General features: G+C 59.8%; 22 protein-coding genes. 6 read left to right on the top strand and 16 right to left on the bottom strand.

Going from position 1 to position 24,887, the window contains the following annotated elements; translation table 11 throughout:
* Nucleotides 1–4: 4 nt before the first annotated feature.
* The 7 genes from LRL22_RS13760 to hpt form a co-directional block, all read right to left on the bottom strand.
* Nucleotides 5–457 carry a MauE/DoxX family redox-associated membrane protein gene (locus LRL22_RS13760; RefSeq protein WP_270905599.1) on the bottom strand — a complete coding sequence of 151 codons (453 nt, stop codon included), beginning with the start codon at nucleotides 455–457 and terminating at the stop codon, nucleotides 5–7.
* A complete protein-coding gene (locus LRL22_RS13755; protein ID WP_204385075.1) occupies nucleotides 454–762 on the bottom strand; it encodes a DUF3343 domain-containing protein in 309 nt (102 codons plus the stop codon). The genes LRL22_RS13760 and LRL22_RS13755 overlap by 4 nt, the downstream gene beginning before the upstream one ends.
* Entirely contained in the window at nucleotides 759–1,541 is a 783-nt protein-coding gene (locus LRL22_RS13750; protein ID WP_270905598.1) for an acyl-CoA dehydratase activase, read from the bottom strand. The genes LRL22_RS13755 and LRL22_RS13750 overlap by 4 nt, the downstream gene beginning before the upstream one ends.
* Nucleotides 1,542–1,550: 9 nt before the next feature.
* A complete protein-coding gene (locus LRL22_RS13745) occupies nucleotides 1,551–2,702 on the bottom strand; it encodes a double-cubane-cluster-containing anaerobic reductase (RefSeq protein WP_236373793.1) in 1,152 nt (383 codons plus the stop codon).
* A gap of 226 nt (nucleotides 2,703–2,928) precedes the next feature.
* Nucleotides 2,929–3,702: an ABC transporter permease gene (locus LRL22_RS13740; RefSeq protein ID WP_005362866.1), complete on the bottom strand. Its 774-nt coding sequence runs from the start codon at nucleotides 3,700–3,702 to the stop codon at nucleotides 2,929–2,931.
* On the bottom strand, nucleotides 3,699–4,616 hold the full coding sequence (locus LRL22_RS13735) for an ABC transporter ATP-binding protein (RefSeq protein WP_100652864.1): 918 nt from the start codon (nucleotides 4,614–4,616) through the stop codon (nucleotides 3,699–3,701). The genes LRL22_RS13740 and LRL22_RS13735 overlap by 4 nt, the downstream gene beginning before the upstream one ends.
* Nucleotides 4,617–4,727: 111 nt before the next feature.
* Entirely contained in the window at nucleotides 4,728–5,258 is a 531-nt protein-coding gene (hpt, locus tag LRL22_RS13730) for a hypoxanthine phosphoribosyltransferase (RefSeq protein ID WP_005335618.1), read from the bottom strand.
* Nucleotides 5,259–5,459: 201 nt separating this feature from the next.
* Here hpt and LRL22_RS13725 point away from each other — a divergent pair, with 201 nt between their 5' ends.
* Nucleotides 5,460–6,074: a TetR/AcrR family transcriptional regulator gene (locus LRL22_RS13725; protein ID WP_005362858.1), complete on the top strand. Its 615-nt coding sequence runs from the start codon at nucleotides 5,460–5,462 to the stop codon at nucleotides 6,072–6,074.
* A 72-nt stretch (nucleotides 6,075–6,146) separates the two neighbouring features.
* Here LRL22_RS13725 and LRL22_RS13720 read toward each other — a convergent pair whose 3' ends face one another.
* Nucleotides 6,147–6,758: a flavin prenyltransferase UbiX gene (locus LRL22_RS13720; RefSeq protein WP_270905597.1), complete on the bottom strand. Its 612-nt coding sequence runs from the start codon at nucleotides 6,756–6,758 to the stop codon at nucleotides 6,147–6,149.
* Complete coding sequence (mpl, locus tag LRL22_RS13715) at nucleotides 6,755–8,125, bottom strand: UDP-N-acetylmuramate:L-alanyl-gamma-D-glutamyl-meso-diaminopimelate ligase (protein ID WP_042063094.1); 1,371 nt, start codon at nucleotides 8,123–8,125, stop codon at nucleotides 6,755–6,757. Before mpl ends, LRL22_RS13720 begins: the two co-directional genes overlap by 4 nt.
* Nucleotides 8,126–8,383: 258 nt before the next feature.
* On the opposite strand from mpl, the gene LRL22_RS13710 reads away from it, so the two are divergent.
* The gene (locus tag LRL22_RS13710; RefSeq protein WP_270905596.1) at nucleotides 8,384–9,085 is read left to right on the top strand and encodes a phosphatase PAP2 family protein; all 702 of its coding nucleotides are present in this window, start codon (nucleotides 8,384–8,386) and stop codon (nucleotides 9,083–9,085) included.
* A 69-nt stretch (nucleotides 9,086–9,154) separates the two neighbouring features.
* Here the strand turns inward: LRL22_RS13710 and galE are convergent, their stop codons facing one another.
* The 7 genes from galE to barA all read right to left on the bottom strand — a co-directional run bounded on the left by galE (nucleotide 9,155) and on the right by barA (nucleotide 18,134).
* Nucleotides 9,155–10,168, bottom strand: a complete 1,014-nt coding sequence (gene galE / locus LRL22_RS13705; protein WP_005335608.1) for a UDP-glucose 4-epimerase GalE — start codon at nucleotides 10,166–10,168, stop codon at nucleotides 9,155–9,157.
* Between the two features lie 94 nt (nucleotides 10,169–10,262).
* The gene (locus LRL22_RS13700; protein WP_270905595.1) at nucleotides 10,263–11,252 is read right to left on the bottom strand and encodes a hybrid-cluster NAD(P)-dependent oxidoreductase; all 990 of its coding nucleotides are present in this window, start codon (nucleotides 11,250–11,252) and stop codon (nucleotides 10,263–10,265) included.
* A 111-nt stretch (nucleotides 11,253–11,363) separates the two neighbouring features.
* Nucleotides 11,364–13,013 carry a hydroxylamine reductase gene (hcp, locus tag LRL22_RS13695; RefSeq protein ID WP_270905631.1) on the bottom strand — a complete coding sequence of 550 codons (1,650 nt, stop codon included), beginning with the start codon at nucleotides 13,011–13,013 and terminating at the stop codon, nucleotides 11,364–11,366.
* Between the two features lie 289 nt (nucleotides 13,014–13,302).
* On the bottom strand, nucleotides 13,303–13,770 hold the full coding sequence (locus LRL22_RS13690) for a Dps family protein (RefSeq protein WP_021229540.1): 468 nt from the start codon (nucleotides 13,768–13,770) through the stop codon (nucleotides 13,303–13,305).
* Nucleotides 13,771–13,925: 155 nt separating this feature from the next.
* Nucleotides 13,926–14,813, bottom strand: coding sequence for an N-acetylmuramoyl-L-alanine amidase (locus tag LRL22_RS13685; protein ID WP_270905594.1), 888 nt, complete (start codon nucleotides 14,811–14,813; stop codon nucleotides 13,926–13,928).
* A gap of 34 nt (nucleotides 14,814–14,847) precedes the next feature.
* Nucleotides 14,848–15,327 carry a DUF1456 family protein gene (locus tag LRL22_RS13680; RefSeq protein ID WP_270905593.1) on the bottom strand — a complete coding sequence of 160 codons (480 nt, stop codon included), beginning with the start codon at nucleotides 15,325–15,327 and terminating at the stop codon, nucleotides 14,848–14,850.
* Nucleotides 15,328–15,416: 89 nt separating this feature from the next.
* Nucleotides 15,417–18,134 carry a two-component sensor histidine kinase BarA gene (gene barA, locus LRL22_RS13675; protein WP_270905592.1) on the bottom strand — a complete coding sequence of 906 codons (2,718 nt, stop codon included), beginning with the start codon at nucleotides 18,132–18,134 and terminating at the stop codon, nucleotides 15,417–15,419.
* A 153-nt stretch (nucleotides 18,135–18,287) separates the two neighbouring features.
* Here barA and rlmD point away from each other — a divergent pair, with 153 nt between their 5' ends.
* From rlmD to pyrG, 4 genes are all read left to right on the top strand, one after another.
* On the top strand, nucleotides 18,288–19,610 hold the full coding sequence (rlmD, locus tag LRL22_RS13670; RefSeq protein WP_270905591.1) for a 23S rRNA (uracil(1939)-C(5))-methyltransferase RlmD: 1,323 nt from the start codon (nucleotides 18,288–18,290) through the stop codon (nucleotides 19,608–19,610).
* A 391-nt stretch (nucleotides 19,611–20,001) separates the two neighbouring features.
* Nucleotides 20,002–22,215: a GTP diphosphokinase gene (gene relA / locus LRL22_RS13665; protein ID WP_005335588.1), complete on the top strand. Its 2,214-nt coding sequence runs from the start codon at nucleotides 20,002–20,004 to the stop codon at nucleotides 22,213–22,215.
* Between the two features lie 73 nt (nucleotides 22,216–22,288).
* Entirely contained in the window at nucleotides 22,289–23,086 is a 798-nt protein-coding gene (gene mazG / locus LRL22_RS13660; RefSeq protein ID WP_270905590.1) for a nucleoside triphosphate pyrophosphohydrolase, read from the top strand.
* 141 nt (nucleotides 23,087–23,227) lie between these two features.
* Nucleotides 23,228–24,865, top strand: a complete 1,638-nt coding sequence (gene pyrG / locus LRL22_RS13655) for a glutamine hydrolyzing CTP synthase (RefSeq protein ID WP_005335584.1) — start codon at nucleotides 23,228–23,230, stop codon at nucleotides 24,863–24,865.
* Nucleotides 24,866–24,887 lie beyond the last annotated feature (22 nt).

Raw genomic sequence — 24,887 nt, 5'->3', positions numbered from 1 at the left:
GTCACTACTCCTTTAGTACGGGAAAAACGGGAACGGGAAAAACGGGGCGGGAAGTTCGCAGCAGGGCGCACGCAAGCGTCAGTAGCAGCAGATCCCGCACAATGGCCTCCTGCAGCGAGCTGAGATCAGCCCTGCCCAGACAGCCGCAAGAGATGTCGAGCCCGATGGCAACGCCATAGCCCAACACCGGAATAAACAGGGCGAGCAGCCCGATCACCAGCCACAATCCCCAGCGCCGGTTGGCGATGACCGCGAGCCCGGCACAGAGCTCCAGCGCGATCAGCCCCCAGGCCACCGGCGGGATCAGCTGCGGCCAGATCAGCCCAAAGGCGCCGATCTGCTCGATGAACAGGGCGGGGGAGGCCAGCTTGAACCCGGCGGAAGCGAGGAAGAATCCCCCCAGCGCCAGATTGGCCAGCATGCGCAGATAAACGGCCATGGGATAGATCTTTATCATCCATGACTCCGACTGCCAGCCACAGGCGTTTGCTTCGCGATGTCCGGGCTATCGGCCGGATAGCGGGCCAGCTCCTGATAGTCGCCGTCCGCTTCGCAGCGAAAGACGGCAGCGGTTTCACCGCGCTGGCACCACTGCTGCCACTCGTCTGGCGGGCAGTGGAGGCGAATGGCGAGGCCGCAGCCGGCGCTGAGCAGGCGCGGCACGTCGCAGACCCGAAACGACTGGTCGTGCTGCTCCAGCCGCTTGCGCAGTCTGACCGTGCCGAGGGTAGAGTGGAACAGGTAGAGAAACTCCTGATTCATGATTTGCCTCCCGTGCTGGCGCGCGCGCCGAACAGGGCGGCACCCAGCGCACCGGCAAACTGGGCATCCGGGTGGGTGGCCACTTCGCAGCCCAACCCTTCGGCCAGATAGTGGCGGAAGGTGGCGCAGTGGCTGACGCCGCCGGTAAAGAGCACCGTGGGTCTGGCGCCGAGGCGGCCGATGAAGTTGGCACTGCGCCGGGCCATGGCGCGGACGATGCCGGCCAGAATCGACTCGGCCGGAATGCCCGCCGAGCGCAGGCTGATCGCCTCCGATTCGGCAAACACGGTGCACATGCTGCTGATATCGTGGGGCTCGGCCCCTTGCAGCAGTTCGTCAAGCTGCTCGACCCGGGCCCCCAGAGTGCGGGTGATCACCTCGAGAAAGCGACCGGTACCGGCGGCGCACTTGTCGTTCATCAGAAAGTCGGTGAGGTTGCCCTCGCCATCGAGCTGGATCACCTTGCTATCCTGCCCGCCGATATCGATGACGGTGTGTACCGACGGGCAAAGCAGGCGAGCCCCCAGCCCATGGCAGGAGATCTCGGTAACCCGCCGATCGGCGAACGACGCCAGATCCCGGCCATAGCCGGTCAGGGTCAGGTGGGGGCGCTCTGGCAAATCGGCCGAGAGCTCCTCCCAGCCTTGCTCGATGGCAGCCAGCGGACGAAAGGGGGTCGGCACCAGAAAACGGCGGACGATGCGCCCGCCATCCCGGCTGTCGAACAGGAGCCCCTTGGTCGCGGTGGAGCCCGAGTCAATCCCGATGGAGAGTGACACGGCGTCTCCTTACAGCATCTCGATAAAGGCGGCCAGCCGGGTGGCCAGTTGTCCCTTGTCGGCGCTGGAGTAGTCGGTCTCGACTGCCATGTAGGGGATACCGTGGCGTTCGCGCACATGGCGCTTGATGGCGAGCGACTCCACCGCATAGGTGTGGCAAGCCTGCAGGATCACATCGATCACTCCGTCCGCCTGATACTCCTCCACCATCTGGCTCAGCAGATTCATGCGCTGGTGGTTGGGGGAGATGCAGGAGCAGCCGATGGCCAGATACTTGTCGGTCAGCGCATCGAACGGGTCGCCCTCTTCGCTGACGCACTGCTCGGTTGCCTTGGCGCCGGTGCAGTTCTCGTAACCCACCACCCAGCCGCCGTGCTCCTCGATGAGGCGGACCACCTTGTCGGCCGCGCCGCCGATGGGGCAGCCGGTGATGAGGATGCGCGGGCGGGCATCGAGCCGCTTGCCCTCGGCATACTCTACCTTGATGCGGCGGGTCATCTCCTGCAGCTCGCTGATGAGCTGCTCCTTGTCGAAGCGGAAGGTGGCACCATAGACCACCTTGAGCAGGTCGGTACCGCTGAGTGCCGGCGGATTGAGCTGGCCCAGCCGGTAGAAATCGGCCAGCGCGCGGCGCTCGCGGTTTTTCAGCACGATGGCGTCTCGCAATGCCTGCTCGCTGATGGGGTGGCCAAACTGCTGCTCCAGCAGCTCCTTGAAGCGGACGATTTCGCTGCGCCATAGGGTGCGGGAGGCCTCGTCATCGGCGCGGTTGGGCAACTGCATCACATGCACCGGTTTGAACTCTGTCATGTACTCGTACATCTTCTTCTTGCCGTCGCAGGTGGTTTCCCCCACCACCAGATCGGAGAAGTAGAAGTAGGGGCACTTGTCGGTCTTGCCGAACCCGTAGCTGCTCTTGATGAGCGGGCAGAGGTTGCGGGGCAGATCCTTTTCGGCCTCCTCGATGGTCTCGTCGCTGGTGGAGCAGAGCGATACCACCACGGCGCCGGCGGCTATCGCCACCTCCTGCGGCATAAAGGTACAGTAGGTGCCGACTAGGGGGATCTGTCGCTCCTTGAGTGCCATTACAGCCAGAAAGCCCTGACGACGGGCATCTGAAAAACTATCGAATATGGCTGGCAACTCGGTGATAAGTGACATAGGCGATCCTGCCCTGATGAGAGAAATAAAGAGACGGACGAGCCATCCGTGACGGCACATCCAACCGCGAGAATTATACCTTTGGGGGTAATTCGAAAATTGCGGTGGATCACAAGGTGTCAGGTAAATCCTTAATGACAGGCAGGTTATTGAGAAGGGGGCTAGCAGGTTGAAGGGGCTACAGGGGGAATAAAAAACGGGCACCGCGAGGTGCCCGTTTTGGCAATCAGTGGCGCAGGCCGGTGCCGCGGGAGATAAGCCACCAGGCGATACCGTAGAGGGCCACGATAAAGCCGATGATGATGAGGTAGGCGGTGCCGAGCGGTACGTCGGAGATACCGAGGAAACCGTAACGGAACGCGTTCACCATGTAGATGATGGGGTTCACCTGGGAGACACCCTGCCAGAAGGGGGGCAGCAGGCTGATGGAGTAGAACACTCCGCCCAGATAGGTGAGCGGCGTCAGCACGAAGGTGGGGATGATGCTGATGTCGTCGAAGGTCTTGGCAAACACCGCGTTGATAAGGCCACCCAGCGAGAAGAGGATCGCGGTGAGCAGCACGGTCACGCAGACGCTGAACAGATGGTGGATCTGCAGCGGCACGAAGAACAGCGATACCAGGGTGACGATGAGGCCGACACAGAGGCCGCGGGCCACGCCACCGCCCACGTAACCGGCGATGATGACGTAGTTGGGCACCGGCGCGACCAGCATCTCTTCGATATTGCGCTGGAACTTGGCGCTGAAGAAGGAGGAGGCGACGTTGGAGTAGGAGTTGGTGATCACCGACATCATGATGAGGCCGGGCACGATGAACTCCATGTAGGTGAAGCCGCCCATGTCACCGATGCGTGAACCGATCAGGTTGCCGAAGATGACGAAGTAGAGGCTCATGGTGATGGCCGGTGGCACCAGGGTCTGGATCCAGATCCGGGTAAAGCGGCTCACCTCCTTGGCCAGAATGCTCTTGAAGGCGATGTAATAGATGGCCAGATTCATGCTTTTCTCCCCTCTTCGACCAGATTGACGAACAGCTCTTCCAGCCGGTTGGCTTTGTTTCGCATGCTCACGACCTGCACCTGCTGGTTTGACAGCTGTTCGAACAGGCTGTTGAGTGACTGGCTCTTGTCGAGATCCACTTCCAGGGTGCGTTCATCCTGCATGCGGCCGTTGAACTCTGGCACCTCAGGTACGGCAGAACCTGGCGCAAGGTCGAGCAGGAAGGTCTCGCGACCCAGCTTGCCCAGCAGATTCTTCATGCTGGTGTTCTCGATCAGACGACCCTTGTCGATGATGCCGATGTTGCGGCAGAGCATCTCGGCCTCTTCCAGATAGTGGGTGGTGAGGATGATGGTGACGCCCTGCTCGTTGAGATCCTTGAGGAAGGTCCACATGGAGCGGCGGATCTCGATATCGACCCCGGCGGTCGGTTCATCGAGGATCAGCAGCTTGGGCTCGTGCATCAGGGCGCGGGCGATCATCAGGCGACGCTTCATGCCGCCGGAGAGGGTGCGGGCAGGCATGTCGCGCTTCTCCCACAGATCGAGCTGGCGCAGGTACTTCTCGGCACGGATCTTGGCTTCCGCCTTGGGCACGCCGTAGAAACCGGCCTGATGGGTGACAATCTGGATCACCTTCTCGAACTGGCTGAAGTTGAACTCCTGCGGCACCAGTCCGAGCTGGGCCTTGGCCTGTTCGAGATCGCTGTCGATGTCGTAGCCAAACACCTTCACCTTGCCGGCACTCTTGTTCACCAGCGAGCTGATGACGCCGATGGTGGTGGACTTGCCCGCGCCGTTCGGGCCGAGCAGGGCGAAGAAATCCCCCTGCCTGACGGTAAGATCGATGCCTTTAAGGGCTTCAACGCCCCCCTGATAGGTCTTTTTCAGGCCGCTGATTTCCAGTGCGTTCATTGCAACCTCTGTGATGGTTGAATCCGGCTCGATACAGAAAAGGCGGCCAAGGCCGCCTGCACAGAGTAAAGGGCGCAAGGCCGCTTCACCCGTGATATTCCTGAACCTGGCTTACTCCTGGGGTACCACTTTGCCGATAAACGGCAGGTTGCGGTACTTCTGGGCGTAGTCGATGCCACAGCCGACCACGAATTCGTCCGGAATGGCGAAGCCAATCCAGTCGACCGGCACCTGCACTTCGCGGCGGGAGGGTTTGTCCAGCAGGGTGCAGATGGCCAGGGATTTCGGCTCGCGCAGGGAGAGGATCTCGCGCACCTTGTTGAGGGTGTAACCGGTGTCGATGATGTCTTCCACGATCACCACATCCTTGCCCTTGATGTCATCGTCCAGGTCTTTGAGGATGCGGACGTCACGGGTGCTGTGCATGCCGGAGCCGTAGCTGGAGGCGGTCATGAAGTCCAGGGTGATGGGCAGCTGGCACTGGCGGCAGAGGTCGGCCAGGAAGATGCAGGAACCGCGCAGCAGCGCAATCATCACGACTTCGTCAGAACCCTGATAGCGGGCGGTGATCTCTTCACCCAATTTGGCGATCCGGGCGGCTACTTCAGCCTCGGAGATCATCACCTCGACGGTGTGTTTCATCACTTACTCCCATAAGGCCAAAGGGGATTTGGCCGTTCATGAATATCAAAACCGATGATTCTACCACTCATGTTGAAGGGTGCTAGAGATACGTGGTGCTTTTATCGGCTTATTTTAATTGATAGAGTTAGCAGGCACTCAGGCATGATTAGTTAAAATACTATAAACACCATAATCAATAACTATTAGATGATAAAAACTATGGAACCACGCGCAGAAATAAGACGTCGTACCCGGCTGTCGCCGGAAGCTCGTCGCTCCCAATTGATGGAATGTGCCATCGAGGTGTTCTCCCGTCGCGGCATTGGCCGTGCAGGTCACGCCGAGATAGCCGAACAGGCCAAGGTCTCTGTGGCTACCGTCTTCAACTATTTCAACACCCGCGAGGAGTTGGTAGATGAGGTGCTGGCCGAGATCGAACGCTTTGTGAACCAAATGCTGTCGCAGGCATACGGTGACCAAGGCTCCATTTTCGACAAGATCCAGCGTCATGTACGCCTCTCTGTCGATGCCGCCTACGATCAACCGGATTATGCCGGTATCTGGCTGGAGTGGAGCTCATCGGTTCGGGAAGAGGTATGGCCCCGCTATACCCGGCTGCTCGATCAGTGCCTTGAGCTGATCGCCAGCGAGCTGCAAACCGCCATGGATGCAGGGGAGATCACCAGCGTGCTGTCAGCACAGGATCTGGCCCGCTCTCTGACCGGTTTTGGCTATGTGATGATGCAGATGATCAATCAACCTCAGCGCCCGGCGCGCCAAGAGGTGACTGATTTCCTGTTCAAGTACGTGACGGCGCCAATTCAGGCTCGCTAACACGGCTTAACGAAAAAACGGCGTCACTCATTGAGTGGCGCCGTTTTTTTATGGCCCGATGTGGTGGTCACTTCACTGGTGGCCATAGCCCCAGCGGTGGGTCAGCTCATGCTCGACACCGAGATGATCGAGGATGCGGGCGACCATAAAGTCCACCAGATCCTCGATGCTTTTCGGCTCATGATAGAAACCGGGCGCAGCGGGCATGATGGTCACCCCGAGCCGTGCCAGTTTCAGCATGTTCTCCAGATGGATCGCCGAGAAGGGGGTTTCGCGGGGCACCAGGATCAGCTGGCCGCGCTCCTTGATCACCACATCCGCTGCCCGCTCCAGCAGGTTGTCGGAGGTGCCGTTGGCAATGGCCGAGACGGTGCCCATTGAGCAGGGGCAGACCACCATCTGTTTGGGGGCGGCCGAACCGGAGGCCACCGGCGAGAACCACTCCTCCTTGCCGCAGGCGACAATCTGCCCCTCCTTGGCGCCATATTGGCGACAAAGATAGGCAGAGAGCTCTTTCGGCGAGCCCGGCCAATCCTGCTGCTGCTCGGTTTTAAGCACCACACGAGCTGCCGAGGAGGCGAGCAGATAGACCCGATAGTCCGCCTGCACCAGACACTGGAGCAGGCGCAGGGCGTAGGGGGCGCCGGAGGCACCGGTCAGCGCCAGGGTGATCGTTTTGTTCATAGTTCGCCGTGGTAATCCTTGAGGCGGGCGATCAGCTTGTCATGAATGCCGCCAAAGCCGCCGTTGCTCATGATCAGAATATGGTCGCCATCGCGGCTCTCGGCCACCAGCCGATTGATCAGGGTCTCCAGATCGTTGAATACCTTGGCCGGACGGGTCATATGGGCCGTCACCTCGCCGAGATCCCAGCCGATGTTGGGGGGTTGGAAGAAGAACACCTCGTCGGCGCCATCGAAGCAGCCAGCCAGCTCCTCCTTGTGAACCCCCAGCTTCATGGTGTTGGAGCGTGGCTCCAGCACCGCCAGAATACGTGAGCCGCCTACCTTGGCGCGCAGGCCGCCGAGGGTGGTCTCGATGGCGGTGGGGTGGTGGGCAAAGTCGTCATAGACACTGATGCCAGCTACCTCGCCCTTGAGCTCCATCCGTCGCTTGGGGGATTTGAACTGGCAGAGCGCCGCGATGCCATGCTCCACCATCACGCCAGCATGACGTGCGGCAGCGATGGCCATCAGACCATTGTTGACGTTGTGCTCGCCGATACACTCCCAGTGCACCTCGCCCTGTTTTTCGCCATCCAGCCACACCTCGAAGGCGGAGCCGTCATCGGCCAGCTTGACCGCTTTCCACTTGGCGTCATCCTGACCCACCAGCTCCACTTCGCTCCAGCAGCCCATCTTGCGCACGGCGGTGAGGTTGTCATCGGCTTGCGGGAACAGCACCCGGCCGTTGCTCGGCACGGTGCGCATCAGGTGGTGGAACTGGCGCTGGATCGCGGCGAGATCCGGGAAGATGTCCGCGTGGTCAAACTCCAGATTGTTCATCACCAGGGTGCGCGGATGGTAGTGGACGAACTTGGAGCGCTTGTCGAAGAAGGCGCAGTCATACTCGTCCGCTTCGATGACGAAGAAGGGGGCAGAGCCGAGACGGGCGGAGACCGGGAAGTTGCCCGGCACGCCGCCGATCAGGAAACCGGGCTCCAGCTTGGCGTACTCCAGCACCCAGGCCAGCATGCTGGCGGTGGTGGTCTTGCCATGGGTGCCGGCGACGGCAAGCACCCAGCGATCCTGCAGCACGTGCTCCAGCAACCACTGGGGGCCGGAGATGTAGGGCAGATTGCGGTCCAGCACATATTCAACACAGGGGTTGCCGCGGCTCATGGCGTTGCCAATCACCACCAGATCCGGCGCCGGATCGAGTTGGGAGGGGTCATAGCCTTCGGTCAGTTCGATGCCTTGCTGCTCGAGCTGGGTGCTCATGGGGGGATAGACATTGGCGTCCGAGCCGGTCACCCGGTAACCAAGCTGTTTTGCCAACACCGCCAGACCACCCATAAAGGTGCCGCAGATCCCGAGAATGTGAATATGCATACCGCTTCCTTTCGCAGTAAAGGGAAGTGCGCATTCTAGGGGGTGTTGCGGTGGTGGCACAAGCCGCACTCATGATGAGCGGCCCACAGATGCAGCACTGGAGGCAGAAATCTTGGCGCTGTTGGGATATGCGAGATTGGAATGGGCTGGCAGGCTTTATTTGAGACTTGATATTGTGTCGCACTTTCTTACAATTCTTCGGTTTTGTGACGCACTCTACAGTTTTACGATATCGCCCTTTTCCAAAGGAGAGTCCCCATGGGCAAGTTCCTGCTTTGCTATCTGGTCGGTGGTCTGGTGGCCATCAGTTGGGCTGCGCTGCCCGCTCATGGTCCCTGGGATCAGTGGGACCTCACGATTTTTCACACCGTTAACGGCTGGCTCGGCCAGTCGGCTCTGTGGGCCGATCTGGTGGCTATCACCAATAACCGGCTGTTCGATCTGGCGGTGCTGGCCTGTATGGGGCTGATCCTGGCCCGCTGTTTCTTTGCACGGGATCTGGCGGGTCGTCGCCAGCTGGTGGCGATGGGCATAGTGATGCTGCTAAGTGCACTGGTGATCAACCAGCTTGGTCACCGATTGCCGGTGGAGCGACCCAGCCCGACCCTGATGGTGGCCGATGCGCTGCGGGTGACCCAGATCAGCGGTATTCCGACCAAGGACTCTTCCGGTGACAGCTTCCCCGGCGATCACGCTCTGTTCCTGATGATCTTCGCCGGTTTTGCCCTGCGCTATCTGCCGCGCTGGGCGGGAGTCACCGCATTGCTGATGGTGCCGATCTTTTCCGCGCCGCGCATTCTGGCTGGCGCCCACTGGTTTACCGATGTCTACGTCGGCGCGCTGGGGCTGGCGACCCTCTGCCTGCCCTGGTTGCTGCTGACTCCGCTAGCGGATCGGCTGATAGAGCGCATCGCCCCCCGATTGGCCAGATTGCCACTGCTGCGCAGTCAGACCCACTGATTGAGCGTCGCAAAATAAAACGCCCCGACATGAAAATGTCGGGGCGTTTTGTTATCAACCCGCGAGAGATCAGCCTTGATAGCCGTTCGGGTTGTTGCTTTGCCAGCGCCAGGTATCGACCATCATCTGCTCCAGACCGCGCTCTGCCTGCCAACCCAGCTCGGCCCGGGCCAGCGTCGGCTCTGCCCAGCACTCGGCGATGTCGCCCGGGCGACGGGGTTTGATCTGGTAGGGAATGGGTCGGCCGCTTGCCGCTTCAAACGCCTTGACCATCTCCAGTACCGAGTAGCCCTGACCTGTGCCCAGGTTGTAGGTGAAGACGCCGGTGTCGCTCTTGATGCGTGCCAGTGCTTTCAGGTGACCGATGGCGAGATCCACCACATGGATGTAGTCGCGCACGCCGGTGCCATCCGGGGTCGGGTAGTCGTTGCCAAACACCCCCAGCTCCTTGAGCTTGCCGACACCCACCTGGCTGATATAGGGCAACAGGTTGTTGGGGATGCCGTTGGGATCTTCACCAATCAGGCCGCTCTCGTGGGCGCCGACCGGGTTGAAGTAACGCAGCAGTACGATAGCCCAGCGGGGATCGGATTTGGCGAGATCACGGAGGATCTCCTCCACCATCAGCTTGGAGCGGCCATAGGGGTTGGTGGCGCTGGTGGGGAAATCTTCCCGCAGCGGCACCGAGGCGGGATCGCCATAGACGGTAGCCGAGGAGCTGAATACCAGCCGGAAAACCCCGGCCTTGGCCATCTCTTCGCACAGCACCAGAGTGCCACTGATGTTGTTCTGGTAGTAGGTGAGCGGGATCTGGCTCGACTCCCCGACCGCCTTGAGGCCGGCGAAGTGGATGACCGATTCGATCTGGTGGTTGGCGAACAGCTGCTGCAGGCAGGCTCTGTCCAGCACATCCCCTTCGACGAAGGTGACCGGTTTGCCGGTGATCTGCTCGACCCGCTTGAGTGACTCCGGTGAGGAGTTGGAGAGGTTGTCGAGTACCACGACCTGCTGCCCCGCGCCGAGCAGCTCAACCAGGGTATGGGAGCCGATATAGCCGGCGCCCCCTGTGACCAGTATTGTCATTTTTTATCCCGTGTTCTGGTGAAACTGGGGCAGAGTCTACCCGTCCTGCCCGCTCGGGAAAAGGTTGAGATACCAATGAAGCCCTTTGTGTATCTCAATAATCGAGACTGATATCCCCTTTCGCTGTGCAGGAGCAGGCCAGAGCCACGCCGCTCTCCAGATCCTGAGCACTTAGGGTCATCACGCTCTGGCGCTCGATGTCACCTGTGGTGGTGCAACGACAGCTGCCACATACTCCGGCGCGACAAGCGGCCATTATGGTTTCGCCCGCCGCTTCCAGCGCCGCCAGCAGGGTCTGACCCGGCAGGATCTTCACCTTTTTGCCGCTCTTTTTCAGGGTCAGCCAGAAGTGGTCGCTGGTGGTGGTGGCAGGCTCTGCTGGAGGAAGGCCAAAAGACTCCTGATGCAGCTGCTCCGGCGGCAGTCCCAGCTCTGTCAGCATGGTTTTGACCGCCGCCATATAGGGGGCTGGGCCGCAGAGATAGACATGGCGTTCGCGCAGATCCGGGGCCAGCTCGGCCAGCATGGCGGGGGTGAGTCGGCCCACCCAGGGATGAGCCGTTGGCGCCTCTTCCAGTATCAGGGCATGCCGTACACCGGGATGAGCTTCGGCCAATGCAGCCAAGTCATCTGCGAAGATCACATCTGCTGGCGAGCGGGCGCTATGGATAAAGCGGATATCGGCATCCGGCCGTTTGACTAGCTCGTCCCGCAACATGGCCCACATGGGGGTGATGCCGGAACCAGCGCTCAAGAGCAGTGGCCGTTTGCAAGGGAGGTTGGTCAGGTTGAAATCGCCGAACGGGCCATCAGCCCGGATCTTGTCTCCCACTTGCAAGGTCTGGTGCAGATGGTGGGAGACTAGCCCCACATCCTTGATGGTGACCTGCCAGCACGCATCCTGCGGGCTGGAGGAGAGGGTATAGGCGCGGCACTCCGGCTGGCCGTCTATCTCGGTGTGCAGGGTGATGCACTGGCCAGCTAGTACCGGTGGGAGGCTGCCAGAAAGCGGCACCAGCTGCCAGCTCACGACGTCGTGGGTGTTCTGCTGGCGACCAATGCAGGTGAGCGTGAGAGAGGTCATCACAAGGCTCCTTAGGTTTGAAACGGGTTGAAAAACGTCTGGTGAAAAAGCCGGATCCAGAAAAAAGGCGAGCCGGGCGGCTCGCCAAACGCTTACAACATGAAGTGCCGATCAGGCCGCCAGGATCTCGGCCAAGTCAGCCTCGGCCGTGGTGGTCCCTTTCAGGCCAAACTGCTCTTCCAGCACCTTGAGCAGGGCCGGGGTGAGGAAGGCGGGGGCGGTCGGGCCGGTACGAATGTCCTTCACCCCGAGGGAGAGCAGGGTGAGCAGAATGACGATGGCTTTTTGCTCGAACCAGGAGAGCACCAGCGTCAGCGGCAGATCGTTGACCCCGCACTCGAACGCCTCGGAGAGTGCCAGCGCCAGCTGGATGGCGGAGTAGGCATCATTGCACTGACCCACGTCCAGCAGACGGGGAATGCCGCCGATGTCGCCAAAGTCGAGCTTGTTGAACTTGTATTTGCCGCAGCCCAGGGTGAGCAGCAGGCTGTCGCGCGGCGCCGCCTTGGCAAACTCGGTGAAGTAGGCGCGCTCGGCCTTGTCGCCATCACAGCCACCCACCAGGAAGAAGTGGCTGATCTCTCCGGCTTTGACCTTCTCGATCACCGCGGGTGCGGCCTGCATCAGGGCGTTGCGGGCAAAGCCGATGGTGATGAAGTGCTCGAGCTCGGTGTGCTTGAAGCCTTCCAGCGCTTGGGCCTTGGCGATCACGGCGGAGAAATCATCCCCCTCCAGATGAGTGACGCCCGGCCAGCCGACGATGGAGCGGGTGAAGATACGATCCGAGTAGTTGCCCACATTCGGGTCGATGATGCAGTTGGAGGTCATCACCACGGCGCCAGGGAAGTTGGCAAACTCCTTCTGCTGGTTCTGCCAGGCGGAGCCGTAGTTGCCCACCAGATGGGGGTACTGCTTGAAGAAGGGGTATGCCAGCGCGGGCAGCATCTCGCCGTGGGTGTAGACATGAATGCCGGTTCCTTTGGTCTGCTCCAGAATGAGTTTGAGATCCACCATGTCGTGGCCGGAGACCAGAATGCACTTGCCGGGGATGGGGGTGACTCTGACCCGGGTCGGTTCCGGGTGGCCGAAAGCACTGGTTTCACCGAGATCCAGCATCTCCATGATTTTGAAGTTGAGCTGACCGATTTCCATGGCACAGCTGAACAGCCGACCCATTTCGCTCGGATCTGTGCTGAGCCAGCTCATGATGCGGTGGAATTCGGCGGCCACCTCGTCACTCTGCTGATCCAGCACCCGGGCGTGCTCCATATAGGCGGCGGCGCCCTTGAGGCCGTAGAGACAGAGCAGACGCAGCCCCATGATGTCCTCGTTCACCTCGCTCTTGCCCCGATTGGGGGCGGCTGGCGCGGCATGGGCAAGTTGTTCCAGCAGTTCGGCACCGGGTTCGAAGTAAGCGGAGTGTGGCAAGTCGTTGACCTGCACCGCCATGGCGGTCAGACGATTGGCTAACTGCTGGCGATAGGCGAGGGCCTGATTGACGTAGGCCACGATGCGATTCGAGTCGAAGTTGACGTTGGTGAGGGTGGCGAAGAAGGCTTTGGGCACGAAAGCATCGATCTCGCGGTCGATGATGCCCTGCTCGCGGGCGGCCAGCGCCCAGGCGCTGAGCCCCTGCAGGGTGTAGATCAGCACATCCTGCAGATCCGAGGTTTCAGCCGTCTTGCCGCACATACCTTGTGCGTAGGCACAGCCGTTGCCAGCCGGGGTACGAATTGTCTGTTCACATTGCACACAAAACATCATGCCTCTCCTAATTGGACATTTCAGTTGTCTGTTTTGTAGCGATTCTATTCCTCTCGCGAAAAACTTAATAGGCATTCAATTTGCCAATTAAGATTCCCTTGATGCAGATCAAAAACAAAAAAAGCCGCCCAAACAGGGCGGCAAGCGGGTGGATAAAAGGAGAGACAACTCAGGTTTGCAACAGAACATAACAATCAGATGGATTGGGCCGTGGTCTGGTCAGGAGCTTTCGGCCCGGTACTTACTCAACCCAGCATACGTACGCTGTAGTCGGCTTGGTTCACTATCAGGCCAGATAAGCGCGCAGCATCCAGACCAGTTTTTCCTGCTGCTGCACATAGTCGGAGAGGATGGAGGCAGTGCCTTCATCACCGGCTTCGGCGGCCTGACCCAGAATACGGCGCTGGGCGACCAGCAGTTCGCGGAAGCTCTCCAGCAGGGATTCGACACAGGCGCGGCCATCGTGCAGCCCTTTTTGCTCCGGGATGGCAGAGACTTTCAGATAGTCGCTGAAGCTGTGCATTGGCACGCCATCCAGAGTCAGGATCCGCTCGGCCAGTGCATCGACTTTCAACAGCAGGTCGTTGTAAATCTCTTCAAATTTCAGGTGCAGTTCGAAGAACTGGTTGCCACGGATATTCCAGTGGAAGCCGCGCACGTTCATGTAGAGGATCTGGTAGCTGGCCAGCAATTTGTTCAACTCGGCTGCCAGGGCTTGTGATTGAGCAGTATCAAGACCAATCGGGCTTTTCATCATTCACCTCCAGATTTGGAAATCGGTTTGAAATTCTCTTTCGGAACGCAGTCAGAGTAACGCCTTGCAAAATGCAGGGACAATTGCTTGTGCCTAACTGTTTGATAGCTAAAGGCTATCAAACAGTGCGCAGCAACAGGGGCAATGGATGAGTATTAGGGGAAGTATTTTTCGAGCAGCGCCATCAGGATGGCCTGACACTCGCGGTCCGGTTTGCTATCGACCCTGCTGGCGCGAAAGTGGAGCTGAAAGGCGCCCATGACGGCGCGGCTCTGCTCATCCCACTGGCCAGTCTGGGGCAGGCCATAGCCATAGCGGGCCAGTTGCTGTTGCCACATGGCTGCATCCCAATCGGGCAAGGGGCTGGCCAGTAACTCGGCCACCCGACCTTCATCTGGCCAGGCGCCGACTCCGTACGTCAGATAGAGCTGGCGCCAGGGGAAGTGAGGGCCGGGATCCTGCTTGCGCTCGGGAGCGACATCGCTGTGGCCCAGCACCTGGGTCGGTGGAATCTGGTAGCGGGCGGCCAGCTCCCGGCTGAGGGCGCCGACGGCGGCAATCTGCTGCGGGGTATAGGGTTGCCAGCGGCGGGCATCGGGGGCCAGCGGCTCATCTTCTGCTGGATAGCCGAGGTTGACGATCTCGATGCCAAGGGAGCTGGCATTGAGCCCGGCATATTGGTGCCAACGGCTGCGTCCGGCATGCCAGGCGCGCGCGCTGTCCGGCACCAGCTGATAGACCGGTAGCGGGGTCTCGTGGCTGTTGCGGGGGATCAGGTAGTGGGCGCTCACCTTGTGCTCCGGCTTGGTCAGCAGGCGCAAGGAGTTGGCATCATCTTCGTCGGTGTAGTGGAGGATCAGAAAGGCGATCCGCTCGTTCTGGTTGGCGCTCTGATAGCGGGTCGAGAGCTGGTACTCGGACGGGGTACAACCACCCAGCAGCAGAACCAGTGGCAGAAAGAAGAGGGGAAGAAGACAGCGCCAGCGCCATCCCCCTGCCGCAGCTAGGCTGCTGAACGTGGGAGGTGTGAGTCGCTGGCACATGTCGAAGGCCCAGTCTGGTCAGTCGCGCGGCTGGTCAGCCGCGGTATTTGGCCGTGAGGCCGATCAGGAAGTTGCGCAGGATCTGATCCCCGCAATCCTGATAGTGCTTGTGATCCTTGGAGCGGAACAGGGCACTGAGCTCGGACTTGGAGAGGTTGAAGTCGGCGAGCTTGAGGGCGCCGAGCATGTCCTCTTCCTTGAAGTTGAGACCGATGCGCAGCTTGCGCAGGATCATGTTGTTGTTGATCCGGTTCGGGATCACCTGGGCCGGTGCATCTTCCCGCACACCGCGGCGGGCGATGATGAAACCGTCGAGGAACTGGCTCAGGGCCGAGTCGGGACAGGCGACATAGCCTGCCTCTTGCTCTTCACCTTCCGCTGCCTCTTTCATCAACCAGCTGTGCAGCTGGGCGTGAGTGACCGTCAGGTTGCCCTTGGCAAACATCTCGACCATCTGGTCGTTGCTGATGGTGAGGGCGTAGCGCAGACGGCGCAGAATATCGTTGTTGGTCATGCTGACTCCTGTGTAAACGGCGCAACTTTACCATCTGGCGGCCCTCGCGTCAGAAAAAGCGGGGGCCGATACAGTTCAGGTCAAGCTCATCAAGCCTTGCCGAGATAGCGGGGCGCCTCCTGGCGCACCAGTTCCAGCGCATCTTGCAGCTCCAGCAGCTCGGGTTCCAGCTCGCTGACCGGCACGCCGTCACGCAGCTGTTGCTCCAGCTGGGAGAGCAGCCGTTGCAGCCCCGGCACCCCGGAATAGGCACAGCCGCCGTTGAGGCGATGGAGCTGGGCCAGCACCTCGCTATCTTCAATTTCGCCCGCCAACGCGCTATCCAGCACAGGTTCCACCTCCTCGAAACTGGCCAGCAGCATGGTCAGCATCTCTCTGGCGAGATGCTCTTTCCCCGCCGCCTGCCGCACCGCAAGTGCCCAGTCGATCTGTTGGGCACCATTATTCTGGTGACGGCGATGGGCAAAGTCGGTGATGAGCTGGGCCAGCATGCTCTCGTCGATGGGCTTGGCCAGATAGTCGTCCATCCCCTGCCGGATCAGCCGTTCCCGTTCTCCGGGGATGGCGTGGGCGGTCACCGCCACGATCGGGGTGGTGGTGTTGAGGGACTGGTTGCGGATCGCCTGGGTGGCGCTGATGCCATCCATGATCGGCATCTGGATATCCATGAAGATGATGTCGAACGGCTGGCTCTGTGCCTGTTTGACCGCCTCCTTGCCGTTTTTGCACACCACCACCTGACTCACCATCTCCTTGAGCATGGCGGCGATCAACTTGAGGTTGGCGGCGTTGTCATCCACCGCCAGCACCTTGATTGGCTGCAACTGGCGCGGCGCAGGTTGCGCAGGCAGCTTCTGGCGGCTCGATTCCGGCGAGAGCAGGGCGTGCAGCAGCTTGCGGTGGTTGACCGGTTTGGAGAGACAGTGCTGGGCACCATGGGCCAGCATAGCTTCATAGAGCGCCGGCTCGTGGCTGCTGAGCAGCACTATGGTGTTCTGCTGCTGGCCGTTCAGTTTGTCGAGACGGCCGAGCACTTGCTGCGGCGTATGCAGGGTGCTGCTGCCGATGATCACCATCTCCTGCTCGCTCATCTCGGGCCAGGGATCATCGCTGGTCAGTGGGTGCACATCGAGGCGCCACTCCGCCAGCAGGGCGAGCAGAGAGGCTTGCGCGAAGGGATCCGGTTCCAGCAGCCAGAGCCGTTTGCCACGGATCCGATCCAGCGGCAATTGATCGGTCTGGGGCAGGGGGGAGACCTCTACATCCAGACTGAAGGAGAAGATGGAGCCCTTGCCAAGCTCCGATTCAAAGCGGATCTGGCCGCCCATCTGCTGCACCAGCTTCTGGGTAATGACAAGGCCTAAACCCGTGCCGCCATAACGGCGGGAGATGGAGGAGTCGGCCTGATTGAAGGCCTGGAACAGCTGATGTTGCTGCTCCTGGGAGATACCGATGCCGGTATCGCGGATCTGGACGTTGAGCCTCACCTTGTGGTTGCCACTGCCGGTCTGCTCGATATGGACATCCACGTTGCCCTGCTCGGTGAACTTGATGGCGTTGCCGGTGAGGTTGGTCAGCACCTGTTGCAGACGCATGGGGTCGCCGGTGAGGTAGTCCGGCACATCGGCATCCACCCGCAAGGAGAGCTCCAGCTGCTTGTCGTGGGCGCTGGGGCCGAGCAGGTGCATGGTCTCGTTGAGGGTGTCGCGTAGGCTGAACGGGATATGCTCCAGCTGCAGCTTGCCCGCTTCCAGCTTCGAGAAGTCGAGGATGTCGTTGATGATGCCAAGCAGGTTGCGCGCCGACTTCTCGATGGTCTGCATGTAGTCGGTCTGGCTCGGGGTCAGGCTGGTTTTCAGCAACTGGCGGGTAAAACCGATGACCCCGTTGAGCGGGGTACGCAATTCGTGGGACATGTTGGCCAGAAACTCCGACTTGACCCGCGCGGCCTCTTGCGCCCGCTTCTTGGCCATGTCGAGTTCGACGTTCTGGATCTCGATCTGCTCCAGGGTTTCGCGCAGGTCAGAGGTTGCCTGATCGATATTCTGCTGCATCTCTTCGTGATATTCGGAGAGCGCCTTGGCCATGGCGTTGATGCCGTTTTTCAGCATATCCAGCTCGCCGGTGAGCTGGCCGCTGACCCGGGTATCGAGCCGCCCCTCCCGGATCTTGTGCACCGCCTGCACCATGTTGGTGATGGGCTGGGTCACGCTCTTGACCAGCCGGAAACCAAACAGGGTACTGAATGCGACCCCGATGAGCACCATGATCACCGCAAAGAAGGTATCGCGGTACTGCAGCAGCATGGCCCGATCGGTCGCCATCTGCATCGAGATGTAGCCGATCATCGGCGGCTCTACATCGCTGGGCAGCGGGAAGCCATCCAGACTGGTTTCAGCCTGGATCGGGGTGCGCAAAATGATGTCGTCCCCCTGAAACGTCACGCTGGTCAGATCCGGAATGGGCTCGCCATCGGGCAGCCTGAGTCGGGTGAAATCCCGGTGATAGTTCGAGGTAACGAACAGCTGGTTGTCCTGGGTGAAGACAGCGATGGACTTGATGAAGGGGGAGTTCTTGCGATGGGTCAGGCCAATCAGCCGCTTGAGGGATTCTCGGCTGTGCTGGGTCATCCCGTATTCACTGGCGATCGCCAGCGGTTCGATAATGTTGATCCCCTGATCAATGAGATTGTTTTCCAGCTGCTGGTAGCGGTGGAAGGTGAAGTAACCGGCCATCAGGCCACCGATGATCAGGGTTGGCAGGATGGTGAAGGCGAGAACGCGTGCTCTCAGGCCATATTTGGTCATACGAACAGGCCACCAGTGAACAGGGTTGGCGATAGGGTTGATGGCAATACACGGGCTCTGTGGCCGTATTTGGTCATACTATTATTCTTGTGGGACAATACCCGGCAGCAGATTCCACAATCATGACATAGCCACCTATAGGCACCAAGTTTTATGGCCCAGTTTTTCAAGCCCCAAAAGAAGTCCACCCAGCTCCAACGCATTGAATTTACGATAGACACCCTCGATCACCACTGCGTCGGTATCGGTCGCCATCAGGGCAAGGCGATCTTCGTCGAAGGGGCTCTGCCCGGCGAGACCGTCAAGGCACGCATCACCGAAGAGAAAAAGCAGTATGGTCACGCCGCCTTGCAGCAGGTGGTGACCCCGGCGGCCAACCGTATCGCCCCCTTCTGCAGCCACTATCGCGAGTGCGGCGGTTGCAGTGCCCAGCACATGTCGGTTGCCGATCAGCAAGCCGCCAAGGCGGCGGGACTGGTCAGCCTGTTCGAGCGGTTGGGCAACATCAAGGCGCCGGCGCTGGAGCCGGTACTGACCGGTGAAGATCGCGCCTACCGCCGGGTCTGTCGTCTGGCCATCAAATTTGACAAGAATGGTCGCTGCACCCGGGTCGGTTTCCGCCGCCGCAACAGCAACGATCTGGTGGAGATCGACAGTTGCCCTGTGCTGGCCGAACCGCTCTCTGCGCTGATTGCCCCGCTGCGTGAATGCCTCAATCGCCTCAAGAGCCAGCGCGAGCTGGGCCATGCGGAGCTTATCCAGGCCGAGCAGGGGATCATGATGCTGCTGCGCCACATCGGCCGCCCCAATGAGGCGGATCGCGCCCTGCTGGTGGCGTTTGCAAAAGCGCAGGGGATCGACCTCTATCTGCAAGCGGCCGATGATCGCATCGAAGCGCTGCAGCAACAATTTTCCCCATCCTATTCGCTGGATGGCCTGTCTCTTGCATTTGCTCCGGGTGACTTCATTCAGGTCAACGGCCCCATCAACCAGAGCATGGTTGAGCAGGCGCTGACATGGCTCGGGGCGAGCAAGGATGACAAGGTGCTCGATCTCTTCTGCGGTATCGGCAACTTCACCCTGCCGCTGGCCCGTCAGGCTCGCGAAGTGGTGGGTGTGGAAGGTGAACTGGCCATGGTGCAGCGGGCCGAAGAGAACGCCCGTCGCAACGGCATCAGCAATGCCCGTTTCTACAAAGCCGACCTGAGCGATGACATCGTCGGCATGTCCTGGGCGCGGGAAGGGTTTGATCTGGTGCTGCTGGATCCGGCTCGCCCCGGCGCGTTGGAAGTGATGGGACACGTCGTGAAACTTTCACCCAAGCGGGTGGTCTACGTCTCCTGTAACCCGGTCACCCTGGCACGGGACAGTCAGGTGCTGGTGAAAGGGGGTTACCGTCTGGTGCGCCTCGGCATGCTCGACATGTTCCCTCACACCGGTCATCTGGAGTCCATGGCGCTGTTTGAACGGGAGTAAATGACTCATCAGTTCGGCGATGCCGGATAGGTCATCCGGCATGTTCGTTACTCTTTGAGCAGGTGTGTATATGAAGTAATCCTGCTCATCAGTTCGGCGATGCGGATGTGTAATCTGGCGTGTCTGCGGCTGTTTGAGCTGGTGTGGTATATGAAGTAATCCTGCTCATCAGTACGGCGATGCGGATATGTAATCTGGCATGTCTGCGTCTGTTTGAGCTGATGTGATTGGGGTAATCTAGACCCTCGTCGTTCGGCAGGGCCTGTTGGTGCGCTCTATTGTCTTTCTGGACAATATGCCTTGAAAAGTGCGCTGGATATCCCCATTTGAGGCAATCTCATGAGGGGGGAAAGTGACAGCTTTCGGCCCGATAATTTAAAGGATTGATACCATGGTTGCGGTTCGCGATATTCATTTGAAAGACAACTTCACCCTGGAAGAGTGGGTCAGCTCGCTCTCCTTGAGTGACAGTGAAAAGGATCAGCTGCGAACCGTCTACCAGTATTGTCTGACGCTCGGTGACGAGGCGCTGACCAGCAAGTTGCTGGTGCGCGGCATCGAAATGGTGGGCATCCTGCAGATGCTCAGCATGGATATCGGCACCCTCAAAGCCGCCATCATCTACCCCTTCGTCGAAGCCGGTCTCATCAGCCAGGAGCGGATGGACGAGGATTTCGGCTCCAAGATCGCCAAGCTGGTGGAAGGGGTGCTGGAGATGGAGGCCATCCGCTCCCTGCAGACCCTCCATCGCAGCGAAACCTCGCCGGAGCAGGTCGACAACGTGCGTCGCATGTTGCTTGCCATGGTCGAGGATGTGCGCGCCGTGGTGATCAAGCTGGCGGAGCGGATCGCCTGCCTGCGGGAAGCGAAGACGGCAGATGAAGAGACCCGGGTGCTGATGGCCCAGGAGATCACCAACATCTATGCGCCGCTCGCCAACCGTCTGGGCATCGGCCAGCTCAAGTGGGAGCTGGAAGATCTCGCCTTCCGTTACCTGCACCCGGATACCTACAAGCAGATCGCCAAGCAGCTCGACGAGAAGCGGCTCGACCGCGAGCGCTACATCCGCGAGTTTGTGCAATCCCTGCGTAATGGGTTGAAAGAGGCAGGAGTTGATGCCGAGGTTTACGGCCGGCCGAAACATATCTACAGCATCTGGCGCAAGATGCAGAAGAAGCACCTCGAATTCAACGAGTTGTTCGATGTGCGCGCGGTGCGGGTAGTGACCAAGCGGCTGCAGGATTGCTATGCGGCGCTCGGTATCGTGCATACCCAGTTCCACCACATTCCCCGCGAGTTTGACGACTATGTCGCCAACCCCAAACCCAACGGCTATCAGTCAATCCACACCGTAGTGGTGGGGCCTGAGGGCAAGACGGTCGAGATTCAGATCCGTACCGACCAGATGCATCAGGATGCCGAGCTCGGCGTCGCGGCGCACTGGCGCTACAAGGAAGGGGCTCAGGCTGGCGGCAAGGCCAACACCTTCGAAGACAAGATCGAGTGGCTGCGCAAGCTGCTCGCCTGGCAGGAGGATCTCTCCGAGAGCGGCTCCCTGCTGGAAGATCTGCGCAGTCAGGTGTTCGAGGACAGAGTCTACGTCTTCACCCCGAAAGGGGATGTCATCGACCTGCCGGCTGGCGCTACCCCGCTTGATTTTGCCTATCACGTCCACAGCATGATCGGCCACCGCTGCATCGGCGCCAAGATTGACGGCCGCATCGTGCCGTTCACCTACGCGCTGCAGACCGGCGATCAGGTGGAGGTGATCACCCAGAAAGAGCCGAACCCGAGCCGCGACTGGATGAACCCCAACGCCGGCTTCCTGCGCTCCAGCCGAGCGCGGGCCAAGGTGGCGACCTGGTTCAGAAAACTGGATCGGGACAAGAATATCGTGGCCGGTCGCGAGCTGTTCGAGAAGGAGCTGGATCGCCACAACCTCAGCATGTCCAAGATCGACAAGGGCAACATGCTGCGCCGCTTCAATCTGGAGAGCACCGACGATCTGCTGGCTGGTATCGGCAGCGGCGATATCCGCATCAACCAGGTGCTCAACTATCTCGACACCTGCTACAACAAGCCGACGGCGGAAGAGGAAGATCGCCGCCTGCTGGAGAAGCTGGAGCAGAAGGCCAATGCGCCGATGCGCCACAAGCCCAAAGACCACATAGTGGTGGAAGGGGTCGGCAACCTGATGACCCATATCGCCCGCTGCTGCCAGCCTATTCCGGGGGACTCCATTCAGGGCTTTATCACCATGGGGCGTGGCGTTTCGATCCACCGGGAAGATTGCGAGCAGCTCAAGGAGTTGTCACGGCGCAACCCCGAGCGGCTGATCGATGCGGTGTGGGGGGAGAACTACTCCGGCGGCTACGGCCTCACCATTCGGATCATCTCCAACGATCGTTCCGGCCTGCTGCGCGATATCACTACCGTGCTGGCCAACGAGAAGATCAATGTGATGGGGGTGCGCTCGCGCTCCAATGTGCGCGAGCAGACCGCGGAGATCGACATGGAGCTGGAGATTTACAACATCAACGCCTTCAACCGGGCGTTGGCCAAGCTCAGTCAGCTTAACGACGTGATCAGCGCCAAGCGGCTTTGATATCCAACCGACCGGCCCCAGTGGCCGGTCTGTATTTATGACCCTTTTTGAACGAATTGAAAGCGAATATCTCATGTCTCAACGTTACGATCTGCCCCAACTGCTCGATATCATGGCTCGTTTGCGTGACCCGCAAAATGGCTGCCCCTGGGATCTGAAACAGAGCTTCCAGAGCATAGTGCCGCACACCCTGGAAGAGGCCTACGAGGTGGCCGATGCCATCGAGACCGAGGATTGGCAGGGGCTGAAAGGGGAGTTGGGTGACCTGCTGTTTCAGGTGGTGTTTTACGCCCAGCTGGGTAAAGAGCGGGGCTTGTTCGACTTCGCCGATATCGTCGATACGGTGAGTGAAAAGCTCATTCGCCGTCATCCCCACGTTTTTTCCGATGCAGACCTTGCCAACGAGCAGGCGGTAAAAGCGAACTGGGAGGCGGAAAAAGCCAAAGAGCGTGCTGCCCTCGACAAAGAGAGCGTGTTGGACGATATCCCGCAGGCGCTGCCTGCCTTGACTCGCGCCGCCAAAATTCAGAAACGCTGCGCTACCGTCGGATTCGACTGGAAGACGTTGGGGCCTGTGGTGGACAAGATCCACGAAGAGATCGACGAGGTGATGGAAGAGGCATTGATGGCCGATGTGGACGAGGCGCGGGTGAGCGACGAGCTCGGCGACCTGTTGTTTGCCACCGTCAATCTGGTGCGTCATCTGGGCAAGGATCCGGAGCAGGTACTGCGAGGTGCCAACGCCAAGTTCGAACGTCGTTTTCGTCAGGTTGAGCAGATAATCGCCGCAGAAGGCTTGAAAATGACCGATTGCACCCTCGAAAAGCTCGATGCCGCCTGGGATAAGGCGAAGGAAACCGAGCAAAGTTGATTTGGCGCAAGATGGGGGGGCGGTGAGCCTGATAGATTTTTGCTCATTGTTTGGGAGAGGGGTTTTTGGTATACTGTTTCCCCGTCCTGCTTCATCCCCGAAGCACCCCTTAAAATTCCCTAAACTTCTTTCAGGTTCAGCATGACGACCAAATATATTTTTGTTACTGGTGGCGTTGTTTCATCCCTCGGCAAAGGCATTGCCGCAGCTTCTCTGGCAGCCATTCTGGAAGCCCGTGGTCTGGATGTGACCATCATGAAACTGGACCCGTACATCAACGTGGATCCGGGCACCATGAGCCCGACCCAGCATGGTGAAGTGTTCGTAACCGAGGACGGGGCCGAAACCGATCTGGATTTGGGCCACTACGAGCGTTTCATCCGCACCAAGATGACCCGTCGCAACAACTTTACCACCGGCCGTATCTACGCCGACGTACTGCGTAAAGAGCGCCGTGGTGACTATCTGGGCGCCACCATTCAGGTTATCCCGCACATCACCAACGCCATCAAAGAGCGGGTGATTGCCGGTGCCGAAGGCCATCAGGTTGCCATCGTCGAAGTGGGCGGTACCGTAGGTGACATCGAGTCCCTGCCGTTCCTCGAAGCCATTCGTCAGCTGGCTGCCGAAGTGGGCCGCAACAACGCCATGTTCATGCACCTGACGCTGGTTCCTTACCTGGCGGCTGCCGGTGAAGTGAAGACCAAGCCGACCCAGCACTCCGTTAAAGAGCTGCTCTCCATCGGTATCCAGCCGGATGTGCTGATCTGCCGCTCCGACCGTGCCATTCCGGCCAACGAGCGCGCCAAGATCGCCCTGTTCTGCAACGTGCCCGAGCGCGCCGTCATCTCCATGAAAGACGTCGACTCCATCTACAAGATCCCGGCACTGCTCAAGTCCCAGAATCTGGACTCCTACTTCACCGAGCGTTTCGGTCTGGAGTGCAAAGAAGCCGATTTGTCCGAGTGGGAACAGGTTATTTACGAAGAGGCCAACCCGACTGGTGAAGTGACCATCGGTATGGTCGGCAAGTACGTCTCCCTGCCGGACGCCTACAAGTCCGTCAACGAGGCGCTCAAGCACGGTGGTCTCAAGACCCGTCACTCCGTCAACATCAAGTACATCGACTCTCAGGATATCGAGACTCGTGGCGCCGAGCTGCTGGAAGGTCTGGACGCGATCCTGGTGCCGGGTGGCTTCGGTGAGCGCGGTGTGGAAGGCAAGATTCTGGCTGCCCAGTATGCCCGCGAGAACAAGATCCCCTACCTGGGTATCTGCCTCGGCATGCAGGTTGCCATGATCGAATTCGCTCGCAACGTGGCGGGCATGGAAGGGGCTCACTCCTCCGAATTCAAGAAAGATTGCGCGTATCCGGTCGTCGGCCTCATCACCGAGTGGGTGGATGAAGAAGGTAACGTCGAGACCCGTACCGAGAAGTCTGATCTGGGCGGTACCATGCGTCTGGGTTCCCAGCTCTGCCACCTGGTCGAAGATTCCAAGGTGCGTCAGATGTACGGTAGCCCGACCATTTACGAGCGTCACCGCCACCGTTACGAAGTAAACAACAAGCTGCTGCCGCAGATTGAAGCGGCAGGTCTGAAAGTGACCGGTCTCTCCGCCGACAAGAAGTTGGTGGAAATCATCGAGATCCCGGATCACCCCTGGTTCGTGGCTGCGCAGTTCCACCCGGAGTTCACCTCTACTCCTCGTGATGGCCACGCTCTGTTCGCCGGTTTTGTGAAGGCGGCAGGCGAGTATCAGAAGCGTAATTTGAAGTAATTGAAAATAAATGCGGTTGGGG

Origin of the sequence: Aeromonas sp. PI_26, from assembly GCF_027854445.1 — a bacterium.
In the GTDB taxonomy this organism is placed as follows: Bacteria; Pseudomonadota; Gammaproteobacteria; order Enterobacterales; family Aeromonadaceae; genus Aeromonas; species Aeromonas veronii.
The sequence above is the reverse complement of the archived record's forward strand: the minus strand, read 5'-3'. Positions and strand labels throughout refer to the sequence as shown.

What these genes read in the sequence shown, in the direction of transcription:
- LRL22_RS13760 (WP_270905599.1), bottom strand. Translation starts at nt 457, where the DNA reads ATGATAAAGATCTATCCCATGGCCGTTTATCTGCGCATGCTGGCCAAT.
- mazG (WP_270905590.1), top strand. Translation starts at nt 22,289, where the DNA reads ATGTCTCAACGTTACGATCTGCCCCAACTGCTCGATATCATGGCTCGT.
- LRL22_RS13720 (WP_270905597.1), bottom strand. Translation starts at nt 6,758, where the DNA reads ATGAACAAAACGATCACCCTGGCGCTGACCGGTGCCTCCGGCGCCCCC.
- LRL22_RS13680 (WP_270905593.1), bottom strand. Translation starts at nt 15,327, where the DNA reads ATGACCAACAACGATATTCTGCGCCGTCTGCGCTACGCCCTCACCATC.
- LRL22_RS13740 (WP_005362866.1), bottom strand. Translation starts at nt 3,702, where the DNA reads ATGAATCTGGCCATCTATTACATCGCCTTCAAGAGCATTCTGGCCAAG.
- LRL22_RS13755 (WP_204385075.1), bottom strand. Translation starts at nt 762, where the DNA reads ATGAATCAGGAGTTTCTCTACCTGTTCCACTCTACCCTCGGCACGGTC.
- LRL22_RS13690 (WP_021229540.1), bottom strand. Translation starts at nt 13,770, where the DNA reads ATGAAAAGCCCGATTGGTCTTGATACTGCTCAATCACAAGCCCTGGCA.
- mpl (WP_042063094.1), bottom strand. Translation starts at nt 8,125, where the DNA reads ATGCATATTCACATTCTCGGGATCTGCGGCACCTTTATGGGTGGTCTG.
- LRL22_RS13710 (WP_270905596.1), top strand. Translation starts at nt 8,384, where the DNA reads ATGGGCAAGTTCCTGCTTTGCTATCTGGTCGGTGGTCTGGTGGCCATC.
- hcp (WP_270905631.1), bottom strand. Translation starts at nt 13,013, where the DNA reads ATGTTTTGTGTGCAATGTGAACAGACAATTCGTACCCCGGCTGGCAAC.
- galE (WP_005335608.1), bottom strand. Translation starts at nt 10,168, where the DNA reads ATGACAATACTGGTCACAGGGGGCGCCGGCTATATCGGCTCCCATACC.
- LRL22_RS13725 (WP_005362858.1), top strand. Translation starts at nt 5,460, where the DNA reads ATGGAACCACGCGCAGAAATAAGACGTCGTACCCGGCTGTCGCCGGAA.
- LRL22_RS13685 (WP_270905594.1), bottom strand. Translation starts at nt 14,813, where the DNA reads ATGTGCCAGCGACTCACACCTCCCACGTTCAGCAGCCTAGCTGCGGCA.
- hpt (WP_005335618.1), bottom strand. Translation starts at nt 5,258, where the DNA reads ATGAAACACACCGTCGAGGTGATGATCTCCGAGGCTGAAGTAGCCGCC.
- barA (WP_270905592.1), bottom strand. Translation starts at nt 18,134, where the DNA reads ATGACCAAATATGGCCTGAGAGCACGCGTTCTCGCCTTCACCATCCTG.
- rlmD (WP_270905591.1), top strand. Translation starts at nt 18,288, where the DNA reads ATGGCCCAGTTTTTCAAGCCCCAAAAGAAGTCCACCCAGCTCCAACGC.
- pyrG (WP_005335584.1), top strand. Translation starts at nt 23,228, where the DNA reads ATGACGACCAAATATATTTTTGTTACTGGTGGCGTTGTTTCATCCCTC.
- LRL22_RS13735 (WP_100652864.1), bottom strand. Translation starts at nt 4,616, where the DNA reads ATGAACGCACTGGAAATCAGCGGCCTGAAAAAGACCTATCAGGGGGGC.
- relA (WP_005335588.1), top strand. Translation starts at nt 20,002, where the DNA reads ATGGTTGCGGTTCGCGATATTCATTTGAAAGACAACTTCACCCTGGAA.
- LRL22_RS13700 (WP_270905595.1), bottom strand. Translation starts at nt 11,252, where the DNA reads ATGACCTCTCTCACGCTCACCTGCATTGGTCGCCAGCAGAACACCCAC.
- LRL22_RS13745 (WP_236373793.1), bottom strand. Translation starts at nt 2,702, where the DNA reads ATGTCACTTATCACCGAGTTGCCAGCCATATTCGATAGTTTTTCAGAT.